At 46.0% G+C, this 25,048-nt stretch carries 32 protein-coding genes; 17 read left to right on the top strand and 15 right to left on the bottom strand.

What is annotated here, in order from left to right; genetic code table 11:
• Nucleotides 1–56: 56 nt before the first annotated feature.
• Genes moaA through IEN92_RS05495 form a run of 4 tightly spaced genes read left to right on the top strand, consistent with a single transcriptional unit; the run spans nt 57 to nt 3,408 of the window.
• Nucleotides 57–1,184, top strand: a complete 1,128-nt coding sequence (gene moaA / locus IEN92_RS05510; RefSeq protein ID WP_216161402.1) for a GTP 3',8-cyclase MoaA — start codon at nt 57–59, stop codon at nt 1,182–1,184.
• On the top strand, nt 1,184–1,789 hold the full coding sequence (gene mobA / locus IEN92_RS05505) for a molybdenum cofactor guanylyltransferase MobA (protein WP_216161399.1): 606 nt from the start codon (nt 1,184–1,186) through the stop codon (nt 1,787–1,789). The genes moaA and mobA overlap by 1 nt, the downstream gene beginning before the upstream one ends.
• Nucleotides 1,786–3,102 (top strand): gephyrin-like molybdotransferase Glp, encoded by a 1,317-nt coding sequence (glp, locus tag IEN92_RS05500; protein WP_216161397.1) that lies wholly within the window; start codon nt 1,786–1,788, stop codon nt 3,100–3,102. The genes mobA and glp overlap by 4 nt, the downstream gene beginning before the upstream one ends.
• A 12-nt stretch (nt 3,103–3,114) precedes the next feature.
• Nucleotides 3,115–3,408, top strand: a complete 294-nt coding sequence (locus tag IEN92_RS05495; protein WP_068322073.1) for a hypothetical protein — start codon at nt 3,115–3,117, stop codon at nt 3,406–3,408.
• Nucleotides 3,409–3,424: 16 nt separating this feature from the next.
• Here IEN92_RS05495 and IEN92_RS05490 read toward each other — a convergent pair whose 3' ends face one another.
• Nucleotides 3,425–4,429 carry a D-glycerate dehydrogenase gene (locus tag IEN92_RS05490; protein ID WP_216161394.1) on the bottom strand — a complete coding sequence of 335 codons (1,005 nt, stop codon included), beginning with the start codon at nt 4,427–4,429 and terminating at the stop codon, nt 3,425–3,427.
• Nucleotides 4,430–4,547: 118 nt separating this feature from the next.
• On the opposite strand from IEN92_RS05490, the gene fdxA reads away from it, so the two are divergent.
• From fdxA to IEN92_RS05470, 4 genes are read left to right on the top strand one after another with little or no spacing between them, the layout of a single operon-like run.
• Complete coding sequence (gene fdxA, locus IEN92_RS05485) at nt 4,548–4,871, top strand: ferredoxin FdxA (protein WP_071464719.1); 324 nt, start codon at nt 4,548–4,550, stop codon at nt 4,869–4,871.
• A gap of 13 nt (nt 4,872–4,884) precedes the next feature.
• Nucleotides 4,885–5,931 (top strand): FAD-dependent oxidoreductase, encoded by a 1,047-nt coding sequence (locus IEN92_RS05480; RefSeq protein WP_216161391.1) that lies wholly within the window; start codon nt 4,885–4,887, stop codon nt 5,929–5,931.
• A 37-nt stretch (nt 5,932–5,968) separates the two neighbouring features.
• On the top strand, nt 5,969–6,763 hold the full coding sequence (locus IEN92_RS05475) for a thymidylate synthase (protein ID WP_215375498.1): 795 nt from the start codon (nt 5,969–5,971) through the stop codon (nt 6,761–6,763).
• 19 nt (nt 6,764–6,782) lie between these two features.
• A complete protein-coding gene (locus IEN92_RS05470; RefSeq protein ID WP_216161388.1) occupies nt 6,783–7,271 on the top strand; it encodes a dihydrofolate reductase in 489 nt (162 codons plus the stop codon).
• Between the two features lie 43 nt (nt 7,272–7,314).
• On the opposite strand, the gene IEN92_RS05465 is transcribed toward IEN92_RS05470, so the two are convergent.
• From IEN92_RS05465 to msrQ, 3 genes are read right to left on the bottom strand one after another with little or no spacing between them, the layout of a single operon-like run.
• Nucleotides 7,315–8,157 carry a peptidyl-prolyl cis-trans isomerase gene (locus IEN92_RS05465; protein ID WP_216161385.1) on the bottom strand — a complete coding sequence of 281 codons (843 nt, stop codon included), beginning with the start codon at nt 8,155–8,157 and terminating at the stop codon, nt 7,315–7,317.
• A gap of 58 nt (nt 8,158–8,215) precedes the next feature.
• Nucleotides 8,216–8,536 (bottom strand): hypothetical protein, encoded by a 321-nt coding sequence (locus IEN92_RS05460; RefSeq protein WP_251366772.1) that lies wholly within the window; start codon nt 8,534–8,536, stop codon nt 8,216–8,218.
• A gap of 25 nt (nt 8,537–8,561) precedes the next feature.
• Nucleotides 8,562–9,164: a protein-methionine-sulfoxide reductase heme-binding subunit MsrQ gene (gene msrQ / locus IEN92_RS05455; protein WP_216161382.1), complete on the bottom strand. Its 603-nt coding sequence runs from the start codon at nt 9,162–9,164 to the stop codon at nt 8,562–8,564.
• Between the two features lie 90 nt (nt 9,165–9,254).
• Between msrQ and IEN92_RS05450 the strand changes: the two genes are divergently transcribed.
• Nucleotides 9,255–9,470 (top strand): hypothetical protein, encoded by a 216-nt coding sequence (locus IEN92_RS05450; protein ID WP_215375489.1) that lies wholly within the window; start codon nt 9,255–9,257, stop codon nt 9,468–9,470.
• Here IEN92_RS05450 and IEN92_RS05445 read toward each other — a convergent pair.
• A complete protein-coding gene (locus IEN92_RS05445; protein ID WP_216161379.1) occupies nt 9,467–9,781 on the bottom strand; it encodes a 4a-hydroxytetrahydrobiopterin dehydratase in 315 nt (104 codons plus the stop codon). The two genes, IEN92_RS05450 and IEN92_RS05445, sit on opposite strands and share 4 nt — an antisense overlap.
• The gene (locus IEN92_RS05440; protein WP_216161374.1) at nt 9,782–10,507 is read right to left on the bottom strand and encodes a pseudouridine synthase; all 726 of its coding nucleotides are present in this window, start codon (nt 10,505–10,507) and stop codon (nt 9,782–9,784) included.
• 98 nt (nt 10,508–10,605) lie between these two features.
• Between IEN92_RS05440 and IEN92_RS05435 the strand changes: the two genes are divergently transcribed.
• Nucleotides 10,606–11,154, top strand: coding sequence for a DUF2889 domain-containing protein (locus tag IEN92_RS05435; RefSeq protein WP_370623872.1), 549 nt, complete (start codon nt 10,606–10,608; stop codon nt 11,152–11,154).
• An 8-nt stretch (nt 11,155–11,162) separates the two neighbouring features.
• On the opposite strand, the gene IEN92_RS05430 is transcribed toward IEN92_RS05435, so the two are convergent.
• Nucleotides 11,163–11,933 carry an SDR family oxidoreductase gene (locus tag IEN92_RS05430; RefSeq protein WP_215375480.1) on the bottom strand — a complete coding sequence of 257 codons (771 nt, stop codon included), beginning with the start codon at nt 11,931–11,933 and terminating at the stop codon, nt 11,163–11,165.
• Between IEN92_RS05430 and IEN92_RS05425 the strand changes: the two genes are divergently transcribed.
• The gene (locus IEN92_RS05425; protein ID WP_255539772.1) at nt 11,925–12,779 is read left to right on the top strand and encodes a hypothetical protein; all 855 of its coding nucleotides are present in this window, start codon (nt 11,925–11,927) and stop codon (nt 12,777–12,779) included. The genes IEN92_RS05430 and IEN92_RS05425 overlap by 9 nt on opposite strands.
• Before the next feature lie 12 nt (nt 12,780–12,791).
• Here IEN92_RS05425 and IEN92_RS05420 read toward each other — a convergent pair whose 3' ends face one another.
• The 5 genes from IEN92_RS05420 to IEN92_RS05400 form a co-directional block, all read right to left on the bottom strand.
• Nucleotides 12,792–13,715 (bottom strand): MBL fold metallo-hydrolase, encoded by a 924-nt coding sequence (locus IEN92_RS05420; RefSeq protein ID WP_370623871.1) that lies wholly within the window; start codon nt 13,713–13,715, stop codon nt 12,792–12,794.
• A gap of 1 nt (nt 13,716) precedes the next feature.
• Nucleotides 13,717–14,289: a lipocalin family protein gene (locus tag IEN92_RS05415; protein ID WP_216161372.1), complete on the bottom strand. Its 573-nt coding sequence runs from the start codon at nt 14,287–14,289 to the stop codon at nt 13,717–13,719.
• A gap of 2 nt (nt 14,290–14,291) precedes the next feature.
• Nucleotides 14,292–15,254, bottom strand: a complete 963-nt coding sequence (msrP, locus tag IEN92_RS05410) for a protein-methionine-sulfoxide reductase catalytic subunit MsrP (protein WP_216161369.1) — start codon at nt 15,252–15,254, stop codon at nt 14,292–14,294.
• Nucleotides 15,255–15,332: 78 nt separating this feature from the next.
• Nucleotides 15,333–15,746, bottom strand: coding sequence for a BLUF domain-containing protein (locus IEN92_RS05405; RefSeq protein ID WP_215375472.1), 414 nt, complete (start codon nt 15,744–15,746; stop codon nt 15,333–15,335).
• 74 nt (nt 15,747–15,820) lie between these two features.
• Entirely contained in the window at nt 15,821–18,055 is a 2,235-nt protein-coding gene (locus IEN92_RS05400; RefSeq protein WP_216161367.1) for an NADP-dependent isocitrate dehydrogenase, read from the bottom strand.
• A 250-nt stretch (nt 18,056–18,305) separates the two neighbouring features.
• On the opposite strand from IEN92_RS05400, the gene IEN92_RS05395 reads away from it, so the two are divergent.
• Complete coding sequence (locus IEN92_RS05395) at nt 18,306–18,653, top strand: FKBP-type peptidyl-prolyl cis-trans isomerase (protein WP_215375467.1); 348 nt, start codon at nt 18,306–18,308, stop codon at nt 18,651–18,653.
• Between the two features lie 70 nt (nt 18,654–18,723).
• Here the strand turns inward: IEN92_RS05395 and IEN92_RS05390 are convergent, their stop codons facing one another.
• Nucleotides 18,724–19,716: a transglycosylase SLT domain-containing protein gene (locus IEN92_RS05390; RefSeq protein ID WP_215375464.1), complete on the bottom strand. Its 993-nt coding sequence runs from the start codon at nt 19,714–19,716 to the stop codon at nt 18,724–18,726.
• Between the two features lie 435 nt (nt 19,717–20,151).
• Here IEN92_RS05390 and IEN92_RS05385 point away from each other — a divergent pair, with 435 nt between their 5' ends.
• A complete protein-coding gene (locus IEN92_RS05385) occupies nt 20,152–21,168 on the top strand; it encodes a DNA/RNA non-specific endonuclease (RefSeq protein WP_216161363.1) in 1,017 nt (338 codons plus the stop codon).
• Here IEN92_RS05385 and IEN92_RS05380 read toward each other — a convergent pair whose 3' ends face one another.
• A complete protein-coding gene (locus IEN92_RS05380; protein WP_216161361.1) occupies nt 21,169–21,402 on the bottom strand; it encodes a DUF3820 family protein in 234 nt (77 codons plus the stop codon).
• A 153-nt stretch (nt 21,403–21,555) separates the two neighbouring features.
• Here IEN92_RS05380 and IEN92_RS05375 point away from each other — a divergent pair, with 153 nt between their 5' ends.
• From IEN92_RS05375 to IEN92_RS05360, 4 genes are read left to right on the top strand one after another with little or no spacing between them, the layout of a single operon-like run.
• Nucleotides 21,556–22,470 (top strand): DUF6662 family protein, encoded by a 915-nt coding sequence (locus IEN92_RS05375; RefSeq protein ID WP_216161358.1) that lies wholly within the window; start codon nt 21,556–21,558, stop codon nt 22,468–22,470.
• A gap of 14 nt (nt 22,471–22,484) precedes the next feature.
• Nucleotides 22,485–23,018 carry an FMN-binding protein gene (locus IEN92_RS05370; RefSeq protein WP_216161355.1) on the top strand — a complete coding sequence of 178 codons (534 nt, stop codon included), beginning with the start codon at nt 22,485–22,487 and terminating at the stop codon, nt 23,016–23,018.
• On the top strand, nt 23,015–23,839 hold the full coding sequence (locus IEN92_RS05365; RefSeq protein ID WP_216161351.1) for an FAD:protein FMN transferase: 825 nt from the start codon (nt 23,015–23,017) through the stop codon (nt 23,837–23,839). Before IEN92_RS05370 ends, IEN92_RS05365 begins: the two co-directional genes overlap by 4 nt.
• Nucleotides 23,836–24,255, top strand: a complete 420-nt coding sequence (locus IEN92_RS05360) for a hypothetical protein (protein ID WP_215375446.1) — start codon at nt 23,836–23,838, stop codon at nt 24,253–24,255. The genes IEN92_RS05365 and IEN92_RS05360 overlap by 4 nt, the downstream gene beginning before the upstream one ends.
• A 55-nt stretch (nt 24,256–24,310) precedes the next feature.
• Here IEN92_RS05360 and IEN92_RS05355 read toward each other — a convergent pair whose 3' ends face one another.
• The gene (locus tag IEN92_RS05355; RefSeq protein ID WP_215375444.1) at nt 24,311–25,039 is read right to left on the bottom strand and encodes an ABC transporter ATP-binding protein; all 729 of its coding nucleotides are present in this window, start codon (nt 25,037–25,039) and stop codon (nt 24,311–24,313) included.
• Between the last annotated feature and the right edge of the window lie 9 nt (nt 25,040–25,048).

The following is a 25,048-nucleotide window of genomic DNA, read 5'->3' as shown; positions in this document are numbered from 1 at the left end:
CAAAAGGATATTGGGCGGTTTGGCAGAAACCCCGTTTCACAGCCATAATTGAGATCATGGTTGAAAAAGTTAACCCCAAAGTAATTCCCATTCGTATTGATGAAGGCAAAGGCCTTACGCCGTCTGTTGGCGCACAACTGCTTGCGCCTCACGGCCAGACTTTGGATAAGCGCGGTCGCACTTTACATGACCTACGCATTTCTGTAACCGATCGTTGTAACTTCCGCTGCACTTATTGCATGCCTAAAGAAGTGTTTGATCACAATTACCCCTATCTCGCCCATCAAGAATTACTTAGCTTTGAAGAAATCACCCGCCTAGCTACTATCTTTTCCACGCTAGGTGTTGAGAAGATTCGCTTAACTGGTGGCGAACCATTGCTGCGTAAGAATTTAGAGGTGCTGATTGAGATGCTAGCGAAATTGAGTACGCCTCAAGGCGTGCCACTCGATCTCACTCTCACCACCAATGGCAGCATTCTGCGCAAAAAAGCGGCTGCTTTAAAAGCGGCAGGCTTGCAAAGACTCACAGTCAGCTTAGACGGCCTAGATGATGCTGTCTTTAGAAAAATGAATGATGTTGACTTTCCAGTAGCTGATGTACTGGATGGCATTGCTGCAGCACAAGAGGTCGGCTTTGAAAATATCAAGGTCAACATGGTCGTGAAAAAAGGAACGAACGATCATGAGATTGTTGCGATGGCTAAGCACTTCAAGGGTAGCGGCGTGATTCTGCGCTTTATTGAATTTATGGACGTGGGCAGCTCTAATGGCTGGAATATGGCAGAGGTATTACCTTCAAAAGAAGTTATTGCCAAAATCCATGCAGTATTCCCGCTGGAACCTATTGATGCGAATTACTCTGGTGAAGTTGCCCAGCGCTGGCGCTATGTGGATGGCTCTGGTGAAATTGGCGTGATCTCGAGCGTGACCCAAACCTTCTGCCATGAGTGCTCCCGTGCGCGTATCTCAACGGATGGGCAAATGTATCTCTGTCTATTTGCTAATGAAGGCTTTGATTTCAAAACCATGTTGCGGTCTGGTAAAAGTGATTTAGAGATTGCCAACGCGATCATGAATACCTGGTCAGTACGCGATGATCATTACTCTGAGATTCGGGGCTCCCATACTGCTAACTTATCGACAGGTAGTCGCAAGGTCGAAATGTCTTATATCGGTGGTTGATGATTTCAGCTGAACACATTACTGGACTCATCTTGGCTGGCGGACGTGCGCAGCGTATGGGCGGTATTGATAAAGGGCTTATCCCCTTTCATAACAAGCCACTGATTGATTCGACGATTACGCGCCTCAAGAAACAAGTTGGCGCCATACTAATTAATGCCAACCGCAACGTGACAAAATATGCTGCTTATGGCTACCCCGTCATCATGGATGAGACCCCCGACTTTTCTGGCCCACTGGCCGGATTTTCGGCCGGTCTAAGCGCCTGCAAGACCCAATATTTATTGAGTGCCCCGTGCGATTCACCCATGCTACCCCTTGATTTGGCTTCTCGGATGGCTAACGAACTGGAACAAGGTAACTATCAGCTCGTTTACGCCTCAAGCAAAGAAGCTGATGGGAAGGTGTGGGCACAACCTGTGTTTTGTTTGATGCGCGCCAACTTGCATGAATCTTTAGAAATCTTTTTACAAAAAGGTGATCTCAAGATTGATCGTTGGTTCAAAGAGCTGCGCAGTGGCACTGTTGTATTTGAGGAAGCTCATGCATTTGCAAATGTCAACACCCCCGAGGAACTCAAAGCTTTAGAGGAAGTCTCCTTATGAAGCACTCGCCTAACAACCCTATTCTTCTGACTTCATCACTACATGTCGATGAGGCACGCGCAGCCATTGCTCAGTTAGTCAAAGAACTCTTAAATGAATCTCAAGCGATTTCAGATCCTGCAGATATTGAAATCATTGCATTAGATCAAGCGATCAATCGCATTTTGGCAGAAGATCTACTATCTCCAATCGATGTTCCTGCAGCAGATAACTCTGCTATGGATGGCTTTGCATTTGATGGCAAATGTCTTGATACCAAAACTCCTGAGATCGCACTGCAGATTGTTGGCACCGCCTTTGCTGGCAAGCCTTATGAGGGCAGCCTCAAGACCGGTGAGTGCCTGAAGATCATGACTGGTGCAGTCATGCCAGCAAATTGTGACACGGTTATTCCACAAGAATTGACTACTGAGATGACTGAGACTCGGATTACCTTTCAACAAGCTCAGTTAAAACGTGGAGATAATCGTCGCCTCCGTGGTGAAGATTTGCAAACTGGCAAACCTGCTATCTCTGCTGGTCGCTTATTGCGTCCTTCGGATTTGGGTTTAGCGGCCTCACTCGGTATTGCCACCTTAAAAGTAAGGCGTAAACTCAAGGTAGCCATTCTGTCTTCTGGAAATGAATTGCGCACCCTTGGTGAATCATTGGATATAGGCAGCATCTATGACAGTAACCGTTATAGCCTGACAGGTTTACTCAATCGCCTCAATCTTGAAATCATTGACTGCGGCATTGTTCGTGACGATCCCAGCGCCCTTAAGAATGCTTTCTGTGAGGCGGCGGCAAAAGCAGATGTCTTGATTTCTTCGGGTGGCGTTTCAGTTGGTGAGGCGGATTTCACCAAACAAATCATGCAAGAGTTAGGGGATGTTGGCTTCTGGAAAATTGCCATGCGACCTGGCCGTCCGATGGCGTTTGGCATTCTGAAGGCCCTTGCTGGCAAATCCCCTGCGCGCAAAACCCTATTCTTCGGCTTACCTGGTAATCCTGTTGCAGTAATGGTGACCTTTTACCAATTTGTCAGGTCAGCCCTTCTCCAACTCAATGGGGCAAGCCATACAGATGTGCCGATGACTCAAGCAATCTGCACAGAAGCAATTCGCAAAAAACCGGGTCGTACCGAGTTTCAGCGGGCCATTCTCAGTCGTGGCGAGGATGGTAAGCCAACAGTTCGACTCACTGGCAGCCAAGGCGCAGGGATTTTACGCTCCATGAGTGAGGCGAATTGCTTTGTCATCCTCGCTCACGACCAAGGAAATGTTGGTGCTGGTGAGTGGGTAGATGTGGCGCTTTTTGAAGGACTGCTTTAAGATTGCGTCATCATGAAACTTACCAAAAAAGAACTCGTCTTTCTAGATCCAATGCACACAGCTAAAACACTCGTTTTGGTTTACCTGTGCTTCTCAGTACCCATCGTCTTACTAGCGCTCTTTGTTGCCTTCATTCGTGATGGAGCGATTCCAGGATTTACAGTACTCTCAGCTCTCATCCTCAATGCTTTATTAGGGTTTGGTTTGCTGTGGATTGCTTGCAAAGTCTACAACTGGGTCGCAGGAAAATTCGGCGGTATTGAATTGGCCATGCGCGAACTTCCTGAAGAAATCGAAGCTGAATAATTTCAGCTAGATTTAACTACGCTTTAAATACTTCAGTATTAATTAAGCTTGGTGGCTTTTTGCCATCAATCGCTTGTCGCAAATTCTCAATAGCTAAATCGACCATCGCCCTGCGGGTCTTCTCTGTTGAGCTTGCAATATGAGGGGCTAAGACCACATTACTTAATTTCAGCAACTCCGGATGAACGGTAGGCTCACCTTCAAATACATCTAGTCCAGCTGCAAAAATCACTTTATCTTTGAGAGCTTGAGCTAAAGCCAAGTCATCCACGATACCTCCCCGCGCAATGTTTATCAGGGTTGCAGTTGGTTTCATCAATGCAATCTCTTTAGCAGCAATGGTGTGATGATTCTCTGGGGTATAGGGTAAAACCAAGACCACATGATCTGCGGTGCGGAGTAATTCTTCTTTAGATACATACTTTGCAGCACAGGCTTTTTCATCGGCTTCGGAGAGACGACTCCGATTGTGATAAATCACATTCATCCCAAAACCTAAGGCACGTTTTGCAATGCCCTGCCCAATACGACCCATTCCAATAATGCCGATGGTGCTGTGATGAATATCCATTCCAAGTGGGTTGCTGACGATGGACCACTTTTTCCATTCGCCTGCTCTAACCCAATGCTCAGACTCAGTAATCCGTCTGGCAGTGGCCATCAATAAAGCAAAACCAAAATCTGCTGTTGTATCAGTAAGTACATCAGGAGTGTTAGTTGCCATGACACCAGCAGCAGTCATCGCAGGTACATCAAAATTGTTATAACCCACTGAGATATTGGCTACCACCTTCAGATCTTTTGCTTGCGATAAGGCATTTGCATCGATGCGCTCGCTACCAGCCACCAATGCCCCTACAACCTTAGCAAGCTCTGCTTGGAGCTCGGTAGGGGTAAAAACCTGATCCGCTTGGTTGGATCGAACCTCAAAGGACTCTTCGAGCTTGGCCAAAGCCTCGGGGAATATTGCCCTAGCAACGAGGATTTTAGGTTTTGTTTGGGATTTTGACGGTGTATTCATAGGAGGAACTTTACCTGAAGTAAATTGACCCTTTTGCCTGAAAAATAGGCTATTTCGGCTAAAATTGATCTTTTAAAACTGGCTAACCCCTTTTTTGGGCTCTTGAAATAAAACTACCATGACTTACGTTGTTACCGAATCTTGCATCCGCTGCAAATATACCGACTGTGTTGATGTTTGCCCAGTTGACTGCTTTCGTGAAGGCCCCAATTTTCTCGTAATCGATCCGGATGAGTGCATTGACTGCGCCGTTTGCGTTCCCGAGTGCCCTGTTAATGCCATTTATGCAGAAGATGATGTTCCCGGTGATCAACAAGCTTTTATCAAACTGAATGCTGAACTCTCTCCATCTTGGACTTCAATTACGAAGTCTAAAGCCGCACTGCCTGATGCGGATGAGTGGAAAGATGTTAAAAATAAACTCGATCAACTCGTAAAGTAATTTTCGAGACTTTGTGTTGAGCTCACCCACTCACACCGATGCCGTCATTATTGGCGCAGGGCCAGTGGGTCTTTTTCAAGTTTTCGAACTAGGCCTTCTAGAAATCAAAGCCCATGTCATTGATTCATTACCTGAAGCAGGTGGTCAATGCATTGAGTTATATCCCGATAAACCCATTTACGATATTCCAGCAATTCCGGTCTGCACAGGTCGCGAACTGACCCAAAACCTTCTCAAACAAATCGAACCCTTTGGCGCCCAGTTTCATTTGGGGCAAGAGGTTACGCGGCTCGAGCAACAAGCGGATGGCCGCTTTCTGATCAGCACCTCAAAAGAAGAGCACTTCCTCAGTAAAACAGTATTTATCGCTGCAGGGGTTGGTGCTTTTCAGCCCCGCACGTTGAACCTAGAAGGTATTGAAGCATTTGCTGGCAAGCAGCTCTTCTATCACGTCAAACACCCTGAACAATTTCATGGCAAGCGGATAGTCATTTGTGGTGGTGGCGATGCAGCGCTAGATTGGGCACTCTATTTTGTTGATAAAGCGGCGAGTGTGACTTTGATTCACCGACGCGATGACTTCAAAGCAGCTCCTGCATCGATTGCGAAGATGCGTGAGCTCTGCGCTAATCAACGGATGCAATTACTGATTGGGCAAATTACAGAATATGCAGTTGCAGGTGATCGTATTGAGAGTGTTGTTGTCAGAAATATTGACGGTGCCGATCAAAGCATCCCGGTAGATGATCTTCTCATCTTTTTTGGCCTCTCCCCAAAACTCGGGCCTATCGCAGACTGGGGTCTGGATATTGATCGCAAACAAGTGCTTGTTGATACGGGGAAGTTTCAAACCAGTATTCCTGGAATTTATGCCGTGGGTGATATCAATGTTTACCCGGGCAAGAAAAAACTCATCTTGTCAGGCTTTCATGAGGCAGCATTGGCAGCCTTTGCTGCGGCCGCCTACCTCGACCCGGAGAACCCCATCCAGCTCCAGTACACCACCACATCGCCTAAGCTTCATCGGATGCTTGGGGTAAGCCCCGCCACATTCGAGTAAGCTATCTCTTCATTACCCATTTTTCGCCAATATACCTATGCGCCAATATCACGATCTCATGAAGGAAGTCCTTGCCAAGGGCGTTCAAAAGTCCGATAGGACAGGTACAGGAACGATCTCTGTGTTTGGGCACCAGATGCGCTTTAATCTGGCTGATGGCTTTCCCATGGTTACCACGAAGAAGCTACATCTCAAGTCCATCATTTATGAATTACTCTGGTTTCTCAAAGGCAGCACTAACAATAACTGGCTTAAAGAGCGTGGCGTCTCTATTTGGAATGAATGGGCAGCGCCAGATGGTGAACTAGGTCCAATTTATGGATATCAGTGGCGCTCTTGGCCAGCACCCAATGGCAAGCACATTGATCAAATTGCTGAAGTAGTTGAAACCATCAAGAAAAACCCAGACTCACGACGCATTATCGTTTCTGCTTGGAACGTAGCCGATATTCCGCAGATGGCCCTGGCTCCTTGTCATGCTTTCTTCCAGTTCTACGTAGCTGATGGCAAGCTCTCTTGTCAGCTCTATCAACGCAGCGCAGATATTTTCTTAGGCGTGCCATTTAATATTGCTAGCTACGCGCTACTAACGCACATGATGGCTCAGCAATGCAATCTAGAAGTAGGCGACTTTATTTGGACTGGTGGCGATTGCCATTTATATAGCAATCATTTAGAGCAAGTTGATCTGCAGCTCTCACGGGATTTCTTGCCATTGCCTAAACTCAATATCTTGCGCAAGCCAGACTCTATCTTCGACTATGAGTTTGAAGATTTTGAAATTACCGGCTATGAGTCACATCCCCATATTAAAGCTCCCGTAGCTATTTAAGACTTTCAGAAAGTAATTGATGACCCAGCCTGCTATTTCCATGATCGTGGCCCGCTCTCGCAATCACGTCATTGGTCGTGACAATCAAATGCCTTGGAAGATCTCTGCAGATTTGCAGTTTTTCAAACGCGTGACCATGGGCTATCCAGTCATCATGGGTCGCAAGACCTGGGAGTCCATTGGTCGCCCATTGCCTGGTCGCCGCAATATCGTAGTTAGCAGAAATCCCAACTTTCAACTGAATGGTGCTGAGTTAGCGGGCTCTCTAGATGAAGCTCTCCAGCTCCTGAGCGATTCACCGCGGGTATTTGTGATTGGCGGGGAGCAACTGTTTACACAAGCTTTTCCTATAGCCGACACACTCTACCTGACAGAAATTAATATGGATGTAGATGGCGGCGATACTTTCTTTGAAGTCCCTGACCCCGCTTCATGGCAAGAGATGGAGCGCACTCCGGGATCAGAAGGCGACATTACCTTCAGCTTTATCACTCTGAAGCGCAAATAAAAAAGGGCTCCAAGGAGCCCTTTTTTCATGCCTGAGATTGCCTTTACTGAACTACGATCTTAGAGTCTTTGGCGAGCTGAGATAAGAAATCCATTTGCTTTCTTTGTGCCATACCATTCCGAATGGCCGCTTTAGCTTGCTCAAAAGAAGGTGGCTTACTAGATTTTTTATCTTCAAGCTTAATCAAATACCAACCTTGTTGCATTTGAATGGGGGACTGAGAAACTTGGCCCTTACCCAGGTTTACTAAGACTGCAGCAATTTGCGGAGAAACTTGTCCAGCCTGAACCCAGCCGATCGCTCCGCCCTGCACCTTATTGGGTGCCAGAGACACACTTCTAGCAACTTTATCAAAAGGCTCGCCCTTTTTAATTCGGTTTAAGGCGGCTTGTGCATCAGCTTCTGTGGCTACAGCAATATCACTTACCTTATATTCCACCAACATACCTTGTGGACCTAGCGATGCGATCTCCTTGTTGTACTCAGCCTGAACGTCGGCATCAGTAATGGGATTTTTTGCCATAAAAGTGGATAGCTCAAGATCAGCCAAATAGTTTTGACGAATTAACATCAACTGTGTATTTGCTCTTTCAGAATCTGCAAGACCATCTTTCTCAGCGCGCTGAGAAAGTAGTAAGACTTCAATATATTTCTGGACTACAGCTTGACGCAACTCGGGCGAATCTTTCTGACCCTGAGAGAGCGCCATCTTGATTCCCTGCTCAACCATATCATTGGTGATGATCATGCCATTCACAGAAGCGGCCGCATTAATTGGAAGACCGCTTTGTTGAGCGTATGCGCCACCCATCACCGCACTAGATAAAAGACTGGCAATCAATAGTGAGCGAAGCTGAGATTTAAACAAGGAGTTAACGGTATTCATTGAGCTTAATCTTTCTATCTTTCTAAAAAAGTGTCTCAATGTTAACAGTAGCGTATAGCTAAAACCGATAAATAGGCTCGCTGGGCGTATAGGGATCAGCTGATTGGGTTTCAGTGGCTTCAGCCTCTTCCTCGCCCTCAGGTTGACTATAGTATTTTGAATCTCCAGGAGCTTGTTTGGCTTGAACCCTGTCTTGCGGCGGAGTATTTACCGGACCAAAAGGGCCCTCAGTCAAAGAGATAGGTTGATTATTAAATTCCCTTAATTGCTCAGGCGTATATGGCGAATAAGTAATAGACCCCGGTGGTGGTCCACTTTGGGCGGCCAAGGCTAAGCTCAGCAAGCCTAAGTAAGCTGCAAGTATTAATTTAATGTTCATTGACCGATTGTAGGTGAGATAGCGTCTATTTGAATGAATTACGAATAACCCCTAGATGCTCTCGCACCCAAGGCAACCGACACAATAACAATACAAAAATGACTGCGGCATAAATAGAGACGGTCTGCAAATCATTCTTGCCCGCCTTATGCCACCAATAGTGAATGATCGCTGTACAGGCAATCACATATACCAGTCGATGCAAGACGCTCCAGCGCCTTCCCAAAGCACGGACAGAAAAATGGTTCGAAGTGATTGCTAAAGGAGTGAGCAAAACAAAGCTAGCAAAGCCCATAGTGATAAAAGGACGTTTGAGAACATCAGCCCACATCGTTTGCAGATCCAGATTTTGGTCAAGCCAAAACCAAATCAGAAAATGCAAGCTTGCGTAGAAGAAACAAAAGAGGCCCAGCATACGGCGCATCTTGATGAAGTTAGCCTGGCCTGTCAGTAAACGTAAGGGTGTCATTGCCAAGGTAATACAGAGAAAGACTAGAGTCCAAGTACCGGTAGAGCGGGTGGCAAATTCAATAGGATTTGCCCCTAAGTCATCCTGAAGACCTAGCCATACTAAGCGCCCCAATGGCAGTAAAGAAAGGATAAATAAGAGAGGCTTGAAATACTTCATAGATGAATATTAAACGAGCCCTAGATCCCAAGGTAATGCTGTCAAATCTTGAATTAATTTGCTATGCTGAGGTCTCAATTAAGGATAAACATGACCGACATCGACCAAAACCAAACTGATGAAGATTTTGACTATGGCTGCGAATGCGCAATGGCTTTGTTGAATGAACCCACCGAAGATCGTCTCAATGACTTAATTGATGATCTGGATGAAGATGGCATGATCTCCACTGAAGTAGTCTACGGCTTGCTTGCCACGATACTGATGAGCCTAAATGAAGAAGATCATGAGGGTGAAGAGCATTAACCTTTAGACTCTTGCGCAAGTACTTGCGCAGCAAATGTATTCATGGCCTGTGCCATCTGAATATCTAGCGTTGTCAATCCCTGGTGTGAGTGCGTAGTGAGTTCTACGCTCACCTTATTCCAAGAATTCGACCAATCGGGATGGTGATTAATCTTCTCGGCATACTGAGCGCTCAAGCTCATAAATTCAAATGCTTGCTTGAAATTAGAGAAGGTCAATTCTCTACAAAGCTTTTTTCCAGAGTTATCCAGTACCCATGACGGAGTACTTCTTTGGAAGTCGAAACCTTGTGGCAATGGGGATGGCTTCATTTAGGAACTCACACTTTGTGATAGTTGTTTCAAATCATCAGGATACAGCCAGCGCCATTCACCTTCAAGCAGCTCCGTAGGCATGACATAGGCGCCAATTTGAACCCGGTGTAGTTTGGCCACATGATTACCAACTGCAGCCATCATGCGCTTCACTTGGTGATAACGCCCTTCCACAATCGTCATTGCCAGAACATTTTCAGAAATCTGCCGACAAGCGGTAGCAAAGCAGGGTTTTGGATCATCATCCAAAACTACTCCGCTCAATAGATGCTCAATTTGACTCGGCGTGATGGGATCAGGTGTCGTGATCTCATAGACCTTCCCAATATTTTTCTTTGGGGTCGTCATCTGATGAATGAACTGGCCATCATCGGAGATTAATAACAAGCCTGTGGTGTCAAAATCTAAACGGCCCACACATTGCAAACCCCGCTCTACAAATGGCGCTGGCAGGAGGCTATAAACGCTAGGGTGATGGGTGGTTTTATGTGAGCACTCATAATTGGGCGGCTTATTAAAGGCAATATAGGCCTTCTCGTGGTACTCCCAATCTTGACCTGCCACATTTAAAACCAACCCTTCGGTCGCAATACGTTCCTCGGGATCTTCTGCTAACACCCCATTTACTTTCACCAAGTCTGCAAACACCAGATCACTACAGTAGCGACGCGTTCCAAAGCCTTGGCTAAAAAGAATCTTTTCGAGGGAAATGGGTTTTGCCATATGCTAAACAGAATACTATAGAGACTGCATTTTAGACTTCTGGGCAGCTGAAAGCCCAATTGATTATGATTGCATTATTGCCCTTAAAGAGCCCTTGATTGTCTTTATTCACTATGCTTTCTGATCCAAAACCCCGCAACCCACTCCATACTCGCACAGTCACGTTTCAAGGCTACGCCAGAGAAGATGGTCTATGGGATATTGAGGGTCATCTCGTGGATATCAAATCTCATCCCTTTGTTACTGGCTCCAAAACTTGGGAACCCGGTCAAGCGATTCACGATATGTGGATACGCATCACGGTGGATGATCACCTTACTATTCAAGATATTGAAGTAGCGATGGATAGCCATCCCCATCCAGAATGTCCTGAAGTCATTCCACCAATGGATGGATTGATTGGCGCGCGCATTGGCAAAGGTTGGCGCAAAACCATTGAAACGCACTTAGGTGGAACCAAAGGTTGCACCCATTTGCGCGAACTTCTCAACAATATGGCTACAGCTGCCTATCAGTCGATTCCTGGTGCGCTGTTTGATGACGATGAGAGTAAGCCGCCCCTCTATTTAGGAACCTGTAAGTCTTGGGATTTTGATGGCCCAGTAGTGATGCGCGTCTATCCCCAGTTTTATCAGTGGAAGAAGTAAATCACTACCTAGAAGTCACCGCGATGCACATTAAAGGCATTAAAAGCCTGTTGAACTGGCATCACCTCTAGAACATTAATGTTCATATGACTAGGCAAGGTCGCAGACCAGTAAATGGTTTCAGCAACATCGTCAGCACTTAAGGCTTTCACTCCGGTATAGACCTTCTCCGCCTTGTCATCATCACCTTTAAAGCGCACATTCGAAAATTCTGTACCAGCACACATCCCTGGCTCTATACAGGTGACACGCACTGGAGTACCGATCAGATCAGCCCGCAGGTTAAGGCTAAATTGTTTGACAAATGCTTTAGTGCCGCCATACACATTCCCACCCGGATAAGGATAGTTTGCAGCTACCGATCCTAAGTTAATCACATGGCCACATTTACGCTCGACCATGCCTGGCAAAAATGCACGACTCATATGCACTAGCCCTTTGATATTGGTATCAATCATGCGATCCCAATCTTCTAAAAATGCTTTATGTGCTGGCTCAAGCCCAAGCGCTAAGCCCGCGTTATTCACTAAGACAGTCACTTTAGAGAACTCCGCTGGCAATGCACTTGCTAGGGCATCCACTTTAGTGCTGTCACAAACATCTACAGTCATTGTGTGCAGTTTTTGTTGTTGGTCAGCAGGTAAGGATGCTTTGAGAGCCTCTAAACGCTCCATTCTTCTGCCTACCGCAATCACTTTATGACCACCCGCCAAAAAGCGCCTTGCAGTCGCCTCACCAAACCCAGCAGTAGCCCCAGTCACTAAAACAGTATGTTCCATACTTCCTCTTTTTTGGATGTTAAATATTTGTCATTTAATATTAATGCTTATATGACATTCTTGCGCACCCTTATTGTTTCTGTCCTATTGATAGAGGGATCTTGGGTCTATGCGGATGGATCTGTGAGCACTCTTCCATTTGGCCTGATCAACGCCTCACAAGAGCATTCTCAAGAGCATATCTTAGAGTTTTGGGGTTACCACGATTACCTGGGCTCAGAGAACTATAGTGACACCTTGAAGTTGCGCTACTACAACCCACTAAATATTGGTGACTGGCATGGTACCGCTAGGTTAGACACTGCCTATACCTCGAACTACGGACCCCAACAAGCTAACCAATCAACTGGTACCTATACACCTAGCTACGCCATGTTCACAGTTTGGGGCGGCCTACCAAGTTGGCTAGGGAATGCCGGTGCCCGAGTAATCGCACCACTCCAAACTCCAGGGCAATGGGCTGTAGGGCCACAACTAAGCACTTCATTTAGGCCGAAAAATTCTGATTCCAGTTTGCTCTCGGATTTCTCACCCTTGACACGCTATATGTACGGCTTTGATTCCAAGGCTGCGCCGGGTTCAACCCCTCCCGCTTTAGTAAGGCGCTTAGAGCTATATCCGACCATAGGAATTAACCTAAGTCCAAGCACACAGATTCGTTTTTGGGATGAAAACGGCATTAATTACAACTCCGCTGGTGGCGGGTGGTTTGTGCCAATTGATGCAATGGTGACGCATCGAGTTAATCAAAATTTCTTATTTGCAGTGGGATTTGCAAAGCAAGTTGTGCAAACCTATCAACAATATGATTGGTCCCTCTACAGCAAGTTGTCATTCAATTTTTAGGGTCGCCACATATTAGGCAAGATCTACTAGAGTCTGGCCTTCTACTTGGGCTGCACCTGATTTGACCAAGGACTGCACTAACCACTGCTCAAACTCTGGCGTATCCATATTGAGTTGCTTGGCCGCGCTCTGTAACGCTGGTGTATTTGCAATCCACTCATTGACCAAATCAAGATCTTTGGAGCGCCATTCAATGAGTTTATATTTCAGCAAGACTTTGGCGCCATGGCGAGCATTGCGATCAAGGTCAGAAGCCAAGTAATCCAATCTTGATCGGGCAGTTGCCAGCGATTTCTCCAGATCAGTAAATGGCTTGCCATGTCCTGGAATTACCAAGTCGACCTGAAGACTGTCGATTAAATCTAAAGTCTGAGCTACTTCTTCAAATCCTGGCTCACCCCACATCTCCGGAAAAATGACCCCAAAACCTTCCTCCCAGAGTGCATCAGCAGAAATCAGAATGCGGTGCTCTGCTTGATACAGCATCACTGAGTGGGGATCATGTCCTGGGGCAGCCAATATTTTCCAGGGATAGCGCCCTAACAATATTTCTTGGCCGGGGATGAGAAGTCCTTGATGTGTAAATCGTGGACATTCTTGTCCCAAGTTTTGATAACTGAGTAAATCTTCATTCCAATCCTGAACTGCCGACGCTTCAGCCGCTGGAATAGCAATTTGACAATGAAATGCAGTGGCTAAAGCAGCATTACCGCCACAATGATCGGAATGCAAATGCGTATTCACTACTTTATTTAAATGGGATAAGCCATGCTTGTTGAGCGCATTACGAACTAAATCTATGGTGAGATTTTGATGGGCACAGTAGCCACTATCCACCAGAGAAACATCTTTCTCTCCAAAGTGAAAGATGTTATTTGCTGAGAGCCAACCTCGCTCAAAGACTTCAATCCCTGGGGGCAATAAACGACTGGGCACTTTAGTTCTTAATGGTTGACTGAGTGGTGAGCTCTAACTTGCGCACGTCAAACTGCTGAGTCTGCAGTCGCTGTAACAGATCTTCGTAGACTTTTTTGTCAAGCTGAGGCGTTCTGGAGAGCACCCAAAGATATTCACGGCGCGGATCACTCACTGCAGCAACTTGGTATTGAGAGTCTAGATCGATCACCCAGTAATCGCCCCAAACCATCGTCAAGAATGAAAGCCAAGCTGGGGCAAACCGAACTTCCAACCTCGGAGAATCTGGGGCGCCTATCTGTCGCGCAGTACCTTCTGCCTCAGAGATGGCACCATCAGCAGTTTTGCAACTATTAAGCACTTTTAAATTACCATCCGGTCTTGCTGAATACACTGCCTTAGTGTTGCTTACACATTTCTTCTGAAACCAGTTCGGAAATTTAGCAATCTCATACCAAGTACCTAGATATTTAGGTACATCGAGAGTTGCAATCGTTTTAACGGGTACATCAGTAGTTTGTCCACTGCTTTGGCTAAAGGCAGATAAAGGTACAAGAAGAAAAAGGCTTAATACAGCGGCTTGGATATTGATCATGGTTAATAGTACTTCTTCAAATCCATGCCGGTATACATGCTTGCTACCTGCTCAGCATAACCATTAAACATTTGGGTTTTAATCTTAGGGGCAAAGACTCCTTTAGGATCACCAATGCGACGTTCCGTTGCCTGACTCCAGCGCGGGTGATCTACCTGCGGATTGACATTGGAATAAAAGCCGTATTCGCGTGCGTCAATTTGATTCCAACTGGTCTTAGGCATCTCTTCAGTAAACCGGATTTTGACAATCGACTTGGCACTTTTGAAACCGTATTTCCAGGGCACCACAATGCGAACTGGTGCTCCGTTTTGCTTTGGGAGAACCTCCCCATACAAACCAAATGTCAGTAAGGTGAGTGGGTTCATCGCCTCATCCATGCGTAAGCCTTCGCGATAAGGCCAGTCAATGATGCTGCTTTTGACTCCAGGCATTTGTTTACGATCGGCCAAGGAAACAAATTCCACATATTTAGCCGAAGCAAGCGGCTCTACTTTGGTAATTAACTTTGAAAGTGAATAGCCATCCCAAGGAATCACCATAGACCAACCCTCAACGCAGCGCATGCGATAGATGCGCTCTTCCATGGGTGCTATTTTTAGTAGTGCATCGATATCTAAGGTCAGCGGTTTTTTGACTAAGCCTTCAATCGAGATGGTCCAGGGACGAGTTTGTAAGGTATTTGCATACTCTGCAGGATCAGCCTTGTCAGTACCAAACTCGTAAAAGTTGTTATAGCTGGTGACGTACTTTAGCGGAGTCATCTCTTCTTTGGATGAGTAAGTTGGATTGAGTGTCGCTGCCAATTTATCGGGGTTTGCTGCAAAAGCCTGCCTGGAAAACCAAGGGGCCAGGGCGGCACCAAAACTTCCAGCTGCAGCGGCTTTAATGAGGGAGCGGCGCTGCTCAAAAACGGCTTGAGGAGTGATATCGCCAGGAAGAATAGTCTTATCGATAAATCGCATGATTGGCCCTATCTGTTGAATCACTCCATTTTGCTACTGATGGTCACTTATTGCTTGCTACTCATTAAATGCTGCAATTTACTGACCCAGATGGGCAGCTCGCATCTTATTCATGAGGGCACGACTATGTTGATCCATGCCACCAACCATGGTTGCCAGCGCAGGATAGTCTTTGATGAGAGTCTCGCCTCCATAAAAGCGCAATAACCAATCTGGAAAGCTTCGCTCAGAAATCTCTCGAATCTCGAGTAACTCAATGCGATGATGGCGTTTGTCTTCCTGAATGCGCTTCCAAATTTTCATAATGTTGGCGCGCTCACCTTCAATGATCTGGCCAAACTGTTGATTGTCGTAAAACAAAATTCCTGTAACGCCGCACTTCAAATTAAATGCCCTAGCCGATTCCAGTAGGCGCATTAAACCCAAGAAAGACATATCTGAGACGGACTCGCTCAAATAACTCAGCTCAACAAGGTCTTGTGATTTTGGCATAGGAGGATATTGGCGCTTTGAAGAAAAAGGCAAACCCGAGAGTTTGCCCTTTCACATTCAGAGTAGCTTAATCATTAAGCTTTGACAGCTTTCAAATCTGCATTAAAAGTGGCGCTTGGACGCATTACAGCCTCCAATTTGACTGGATCAGCCATAAAGTAACCGCCAATATCTGCTGGCTTACCTTGAACGGCTTTGAACTCGCTAATAATCTTCTGCTCATCAGCCTGCAAGGACTTCGCCAAAGGTGCAAAGTAGGCTTGCAATTCTTTATCCTCGGTTTGCGCAGCTAAAGCTTCTGCCCAGTACATCGCCAAATAGAATTGGCTGCCACGGTTATCCAACTCGCCAGTACGTGGTGAAGGTGACTTATTGTTATCCAATAACTTACCAGTCGCTTCATCTAAGGTACGAGCCAAGATCTTCACTTTGGGATTACCAGTTTTATCGCCAATATCTTCGAGAGATACTGCTAAAGCCAAGAACTCACCAAGTGAATCCCAACGCAAATGATTTTCTTCAACTAACTGCTGGACGTGTTTTGGAGCTGAACCACCAGCACCGGTTTCAAAGAGGCCGCCACCCGCCATCAAAGGTACGATGGAGAGCATCTTGGCGCTGGTACCCAATTCCATAATCGGGAACAAGTCAGTGAGGTAATCACGCAAAATATTTCCGGTAACAGAGATCGTGTCTTTGCCACGAATGACGCGCTCTAGGGTGTAACGCATTGCACGGGTCTGGGACATGATCTGAATATCAACACCTTCAAGGTCATAGTCTTTGAGATAGGTCTTGACCTTCTTGATCAACTCCGCTTCATGAGGACGGTACTCATCCAGCCAAAATACTGCGGGGGTATTAGAAAGGCGGGCACGATTGACAGCCAGCTTGACCCAATCCCGAATTGGGGCATCTTTCACTTGGCACATACGCCAGATATCACCCTCTTCCACATTTTGCTCGAGCAACACGGTGCCATCATCAGCCACGATCCGCGCTACACCTGCTTCTGGAATCTCAAAGGTTTTGTCATGCGAACCATATTCTTCTGCTTGTTGAGCCATCAAGCCTACATTCGGCACAGTACCCATGGTCTTTGGATCAAAGTTGCCGTGGGTCTTACAGAAATTGATCATTTCTTGATAGATGCGTGCAAAAGTACTTTCTGGAATGACGGCCTTGGTGTCATGCAAACGACCATCAGCACCCCACATCTTGCCGCCCACACGAATCATGGCAGGCATTGAAGCGTCTACGATCACATCGCTTGGGGAATGCAGATTGGTGATGCCTTTAGCAGAATCTACCATCGCCAATGCTGGGCGATGCTCGTGACATGCATGCAAATCTTGAATGATTTCTTCACGCTTAGACTCCGGCAGCGTCTTGATCTTTTCATACAAGCTGCTCATACCATTGTTCGGGTTCACGCCCAACTCTTCAAACAATTTGGCATGTTTTTCAAACGCTTCTTTGTAGAAGATTTTGACGGCATGACCGAATACGATTGGGTGCGACACCTTCATCATGGTTGCCTTGACGTGCAAGGACAACATCATGCCGGTCTTATATGCATCTTCGATTTCTTTTTCATAAAACTCGCAGAGTGCTTTTTTGCTCATGTACATGCTGTCAATAATTTCGCCAGCCAACAAAGAGACTTTAGGTTTAAGAACAATGGTCTTGCCGCTCTTGGTAACCAGATCCATCTTCACATCACATGCCTTGGTCATCGTCATGGACTTCTCACTAGAGTAGAAGTCGCCGCCATGCATATGTGAAACGTGCGTACGGGAAGCTTGACTCCACTCACCCATGGAGTGAGGGTTTTTACGTGCATAACGCTTTACAGCGGGAGGAGCACGACGGTCAGAGTTTCCTTCGCGCAAGACTGGGTTCACGGAACTACCCAAGCACTTAGAGTAACGGGTACGAATCGCCTTCTCTTCATCCGTTTTAGGATCTTCAGGGAAATCTGGGAGCTTGTAACCTTTGGATTGCAACTCTTTAATAGCTGCCAACAGCTGAGGAATAGACGCACTAATGTTTGGCAACTTAATAATGTTGGTGTCTGGCATCAAAGTCATCTTGCCGAGTTCGGCCAAATTATCAGGAACTTTTTGCTCAGAGCTAAGGCAGTCAGAAAATTCAGCCAAGATACGGGCCGCAACAGAAATATCGCTCTTTACAACTTCTACACCAGCAGGTGCGGTGAAAGTTTGGATGATGGGCAAAAATGCACAGGTCGCCAAAAATGGCGCTTCATCTGTGAGCGTGTAAATAATCTTTGATTTCTCTGAAGCCATGAACGTTTCCTCAATATTGAACAATTTACCGGGCTAGGATTTGACCTGGCCGCCCTCACATCTGCCTTAAGTAAGCCGCTTTTAGCTTGCCCACCACCAAGGAGTTGAGACTTCTATTTTAAATCATGGGGTATGACAAAAATGCCAGATTTGCACCTCAAAGTTGCCCATAATCGCCCATGTAAGGGAATTCACCGACTGAGCCAGTAATATACTGACAAGTCAATATCAGCCAAATAGGAAAATCATCATGAGCGAACTCCAGAAAATCGATACCGTTGTAGGTAATGGCAAAGAAGCAGCTGCCGGCAATCACGTTGACGTGCACTACACCGGCTGGCTATATGACGAAAATGCCCCGGATCATAAGGGCCAAAAATTTGATAGCTCATTAGATCGCGGTCAACTCTTTAGTTTTCCACTTGGCGCTGGCCATGTCATTAAAGGCTGGGACGAAGGTGTTGCCGGTATGAAGATTGGTGGCAAACGAACCCTCATCATCCCCTCTGAAATGGGTTATGGTCCGCGCGGAGCTGGTGGAGTCATTCCTCCCAATGCCACGCTGGTATTTGATGTGGAATTGCACGGCGTCAATTAATGCCCTTGCACCCAATCAGAATGCAAAAGGCCACCCGAGGGTGGCCTTTTTATTGAAACCTGTGATCCTGTTAAGAGCGCAAATCTTTGCCGTTTAAGGTCAAGCGATTAGCAGAGCGAGTCTGACATAAGGAGATCAGGCGATTTCTTTCCGCCAACACCTTGTCTGCATAGCCACCATCATCCTCAGCATTAGCAGCGCCCACGTAGTACTTCAAACCATTACGCAAGGAACCCGCAGTTGCAATCAGGTACTTCAAAATATAAGCACCTACACGGATATTGACTTCAGGCTTAACCGCCTCGGTTGCACCGCCATACAGCGCGTACTTATCTTTATGTACCGCAGTCATCACTTGCATCAAACCTTCGGCGCCAGCTTGACTCTTAGTATTCGGGTTGAAGTTTGATTCAACAGAAATCACGGCGAGCAATAAGACGGGGTCAATATTGACTTCTTTCGCAATCAAAATCGTATTAGAGACGTACTCCTCAATCTTGGCGCGATCGAGTTTGTATTTCTTCTCATAGAAATCCGCAATTGCGCGCTGATTCTGAATGGAGCCCATTAAGTTGCTATCTAAAGCCTGGGGATCCATTTTTGAACTTGGAATTCGGTCTGCCAAATGGGAAATCGACTTCACCTGCAACTGGGCTACTGAGGGCATTAGGAGCGCTACAGTCTGCTGTTTAGCACTGGATAGGCCCGTTGAGGCTGGACTTGCCTTGCTATAGACCACAGCAGCAATACCAGTATCGACTGTTTGGGCAGCTTCATCGGAAGTTTTGTATTGCTCCAACATGCCAAAGCCATTGCTCCAGACAATGTGGCGAGCCTCATCAGGCACTAAGACACGAGCCAAATCAAAGGCGCCGGCATTGGTACCGTTTCCTGAAAGCCAGAGTCCCACAATCATGAATACAGCCAAAATGAGGATGCCGTTGATGACCTGATAGATCGGGGCCATAGCATGTGCAAGCAATTCTTTAGCTGCCGGTATCGACGTGATGGCCGGTGGCGCTTCTTGCATCTCACTCAAATTGTTGGATAAACATTTACTCATTTATAAATTTGCGACACTACACAATCTGAACTACTGGACTATGCTGCAGCGCAATATGTAAAAAACATGGGTCATCCTAAGAAGGTTCTTATATCAAGTCAAGAATAAAGAAAGTGCTTTCCATAACTTTTAGGTCTTGAAATACGGGAGATCCCGTATATATATGCTGAAATCTTATATAAATCTATTTAAATCAATTACTTAGGGATGTTAGGGGATACTTATTTCATACTGTAAAAAAACCGTCAAATTCTGACTTTTTTACGATTTGAAGGAAAAAATCGCCCATAAAAATGGCACATCTAGTGTTGAAAGCCAAATGCATTTCTACGGGTAGTAGCCCTATAAAATTGCTGCAAAGCATTATTTCTAAAGTGATTTCCATTTTTCTAGAAAAGAATTTACTTTACTGAGAACCCCCTACACTGACGATTCATGAAAGCTCTCCGTAAATTTCTCATCTTCGTAATCCTCAGCGCGCCCTTCAGCGCTTACGCCTTATTTGATGAATGCAAAGATCTCTTCCCTGCGCAACAGATCCCTAGCAGCTCACAGGCTGGACGTGATCTTTGCTTTGACAGCTTTGCCATCTATTACTCTCCGGCGGATAAGAAGCCTATCTATACGGTGGAAAAGCTGAGTCGCGAGCAATGGCTGGCTCCTCACCCTCGCAGAACGAATCAGTTCTATGAAGAAGCCAGGCTGCCTTTTGCAGAAAGAGCTTTGCTGTCTGACTACCGTGGCAGCGGCTATGACCGAGGCCACAATGTGCCAGCAGGCGATATGAATAATGAACGATCCATGGCGCAATCCTTTTCATTGGCCAACATGATGCCCCAAGCGCGACAAAACAATCAGGGCATTTGGGCCAAGAACGTAGAAGAGCCAACAAGGCAGTATGTCAAAAGAGCCGCTGGTGAAATTTATGTCTTTACGGGCTCTATCGGAAATAGTGGAAGCATTGGTAGCGGCCATGTAACTGTTCCGAGCCATCTATATAAATTGGTTTATGACCCTAGTAAAAATGTAGCATGGGCCTATTGGATTGAAAACACCAACGATGCAAATATGACTCCGCCGATTTCTTATCAGGAGCTTATGGAAAAAACAGGGATTGATTTTCATTTACCAATGACAAATGTCAATAATGCTGCCAAACCCAAGGATATGACCACTAAGCCAGGCAAGGCAAAGATTGGCGGCTGGTATCCCGTCTTTTTTGACGACTACTCTGCTGCCAAGGTAGAGCAAGTTGTTAGCAACATTCAGGTGGGTCGGGTTGCGAGCATTCAGATTCAATACGACCGCAATAGTGAGCTTGCCAACAAGATTCAAACGCAGATTGAATCTCAAACTGCCCTCAAAGTTACCTTAATTCAAAGCAGCACGCCAGACTCTGCAACCGTGACCTACGAACGTAATCGCGTCACTGCAATTATTCGCTCTCAGTAATTACGCTTTAGGCTTGATGCCATGCGCTGTCTTAATGGGTGCCAATAGACCACGCAGGCCGTTATGATCAAGCGTGTGCATCAACTCCAGCAGTTGACCTAACTCCCCTTTAGGGAAACCCTCGCGCGCAAACCACGCTAAGTAATTTCCAGGCAAGTCAGCCAATGCACGCCCTGCATATTTTCCAAATGGCATTTTCATTAATACAAGTTTTTCTAAAGCTTCTGCATTCATTGTTCAGAAATCTTACTAGCAAATGTAATAAGCCCTACAAAGCTTGCCATTTATAGGCTCGTGGTCATTTCTTCAATTGAGAATTATTCTTATTTGGTGATATATTGAGAACCATTCTCAATTAGATTTTTCAACCACCAAGCTCATATCATCATGAAATTAACCATCAAAAGACTCATTGCCTTTAGCTTCATTCTTGCAACTGCTTTACACCTTTCATTTGCCCATGCAGGTGAAGGTGTATTTGGTTGGATCTATACCTTAGACCTTCAACCCAAAGGAAAACTGGAGTTTGAACAACGCCTACAGTTAAATCAACAACAGGCTGCCGGAACTTATGAAGCTTGGACTGCCAGAACTGAATTGGAGTACGGTCTCACCAATGATTTACAAGTCGCTGGCTATATCAACTCTTATTACACCAACGCCAATCAGAACTACACCAATCCAGAGGCATGTGAAGATGCATCTACCTGTACAGGTGGTTATGCCGTTCCCTCCTCGCATGACCCCGCAACTCCTTATAGAAAAAGTGGCATCGAGGGCGGCTCATTAGAAGCAATTTATCGCATCACCAATCCAGTAACCTCCCCCGTTGGTGTTGGTCTTTATCTCGAGCCTACATGGGGCAGAAATAAAGATGAGCTTGAAGCTAGACTCTTATTGCAATCCAACTTCATTGATGACCGTCTCATCCTCGCTGGTAACGTTGTAGTAGCCAATGAGCGGCTGAAATTTATTGAAAATGGCAATGTTCCCGAGTCGATGCTCGATTTCTTAGTGGGTGCCAGCTATCGCTTTGCTCCAAAGTGGTCTGCCGGGGTAGAGGCACGCTTTCATAACGACTATTCAGAGCTTAATCTCCGTAACCAGGTACAGCGCGCCACCTTTGTAGGGCCCAATGTCCACTATGCCGCTAAAGACTGGTGGGTGACTGGTGCTTGGCGCTATCAATTAGCAGGCGGAAACTGCATGGGTGGCGGTGAAGCAGAATGTTCAGATGCTCGGGTTTGGGATAGCCATACCGTGAATGAATTTATCGTCAAAGTCGGTTTTCCAATCAACTAATCAGAACAGATTTGATGAACTGGAAACCTAATCCTGTTGCGATGGTGGGCTTGGCAATGGTCAGTGTACCGATCATTGCCCAGGCAAAAATTTATGTCTCCATAGAGCAGGCACAGAAAATTTTATTTCCCAATAAGCCGCTGACTAAAGCACCTATCCTGATTACGGGTGATTTACAAGACAAGCTAAGAGCTACTTCTAGCATTCGCCATCCTTTTCAAGGTGAGCGCATCTGGAAAACTGCGAATGGTGGCTGGTTGATCGTCGATGAAGTGGTTGGCAAGCATGAAATGATTACCTACGCTGTTGGGATAGCACCCAACGGCAGCATCTTGGGTGTCGAGATTTTGGAATATGTCGAATCCTATGGATACGAAGTCGCTGAAGCCCAATGGCGGGCACAATTTACCGGTAAGACTGCTAAAGATCCTATTAAGTTAAATCAGGATATCCAAAATATTGGTGGTGCCACCCTCTCATGCAAACACATCACTGATGGCGTGAAACGTGTCAGCGTTTTATATGAGCAAGCGCTCAAAGAAAAATGAAGGCGCGCGCTCGGCCCTTACTGGGGACCTTTGTTGAGATCTCGATTGAGTTAGAGAATTGCCAAAGTGCAATGGATGAAGCCTTTGAGGCAATCCAACAAGTTCAAGACTTGATGAGTTTCCATGATCCACTCAGCGAGCTGAATCAAATCAATCGCTACGCCCATATCAAACCTATCGATATTCATCCTTGGACCGCTCAAGTATTAAGAATTGCTCAAGACATTTATACGCAGTCAGGTGGCTTATTTAATTGCGGTATTGGGCATCGATTGGTAGAAGCGGGTCTATTACCCCGAAATATTGATGTATTTAATCACTCACTTGGTGGCATTGAAGATGTTCAATTGATAAAGCCTGAGAAAATTCAAGTGAGCAAACCTGTTTGTTTAGATCTAGGTGGCATTGCTAAAGGCTTTGCAGTTGATAAAGCTGTTGAGGTATTGATACAAAACGGCGTCTCCTCTGGGTGCGTTAATGCAGGCGGCGATCTACGCGTATTTGGTAACAGACCAAGGCCAATCCAAATCCGCAATCCAAGTTCACCACAGCATTTGATTGATATTGGCACATTACACAATGGCGCCATTGCAACCAGCGCTCTCTACTTTGCCCATAGAGATAGAAAACCAAGTCACATCATCAATCCCATGGCAAAAGAGGCAAATGACATCTACTTTCATTTTTCTGAATCCTTTTCCATCATCGCAAGTGAATGTGTGTACGCAGATGCCCTTACTAAAGTACTTGCTCTCTCAAAACGACCCAATCATCCTTGTTTCGATTACTTTAACGCTCAAGCTATCAAGATCACCGCATGAGTCGCTTAGGGAAGATGCCAAACTGGCAAAGATCATTTGTGCTCACTAGTATGCTGGCTTGTTCACTATCGGGCTGCCTCTATTTACTGGGCCACGAGTTTCGCATTCAGAAAAGCTGGCTGGGCAATCACACCGTCTTGGCTACCCATGGGATTGCTGCCATGCTGGCGATATTGGCTTTGGGCTCAGTCCTACCATTTCATCTGAAAGCAGGCTTCAAATCTCAAAAGAAAAGGTTGAGTGGCTTTAGTCAGTTGGGTTTTTTGGGTGCATTGGTAATCACAGGTGCTTTACTGTATTACGGTCCTGCAGATATTCGAGATGAAGTGATTCAGACTCACTGGATGATTGGCCTGCTATTTACTGCCATCTTTTTGATCCATGGCTTCAGAAAATATTCAGGCCCCCAGAAGTAAAAAAGCCCTCAGTGCTAATACGCTGAGGGCTTCTTGTTCGCATCAGTGCTATTGCTTAGTGGCCACCTGCACCACCTAAGTAAGCTGCTTTAACAGCTGGGTCATCTTTGAGTTTTGCAGCTGGGCCATGGGTTGCAATCTTGCCGTTCTCCAATACATAACCATAGTCCGCCACGTTTAGAGCGGCGGCAGCAAACTGCTCGACCAACAACATGGTGACACCTTGAGACTTGAGGCTGGAGATGATCTTAAACACTTCCTCAACCAAGATTGGCGCTAAGCCCATTGACGGTTCATCCAAGAGAATAATCTCGGGATTTAACATCACGGCACGCGCCATTGCCAACATCTGCTGTTCACCACCAGATAAAGTGCCTGCCAATTGATTGCGACGCTCTTTTAAGCGCGGGAACATCTCCAAAGACTTCTCCAAGTCATTCTTGATATCGCCTTTTGGACGGCTACCAGTAAAACGTGGGAATGCACCTAGCAATAGATTGTCAGTCACTGACATGGTTGTAAAGACACGGCGACCTTCAGGGCTGTGCGCTAAACCTAAACGGGCGATTTTATGAGAGTCGTAACCGTCAATTTTTTCACCGCCCAAAGTTACTTCGCCAGCAGTGGGTTTAATCATGCCGGTGATTGCCCGCATGGTGGTCGTTTTACCGGCACCGTTTGAGCCGATCAAAGTAATCACCTGACCTTTAGGGACATCAATATTGATGCCGTGGAGGACTTTGACTTTGCCGTAGCCGGCTTCAAGATTTTTAATAGATAACATGGTATTTAC

Source organism: Polynucleobacter sp. MWH-Creno-3A4 (assembly GCF_018881885.1).
Lineage (GTDB): Bacteria > Pseudomonadota > Gammaproteobacteria > Burkholderiales > Burkholderiaceae > Polynucleobacter.
This window is presented reverse-complemented; position numbering and strand designations above follow the sequence as displayed.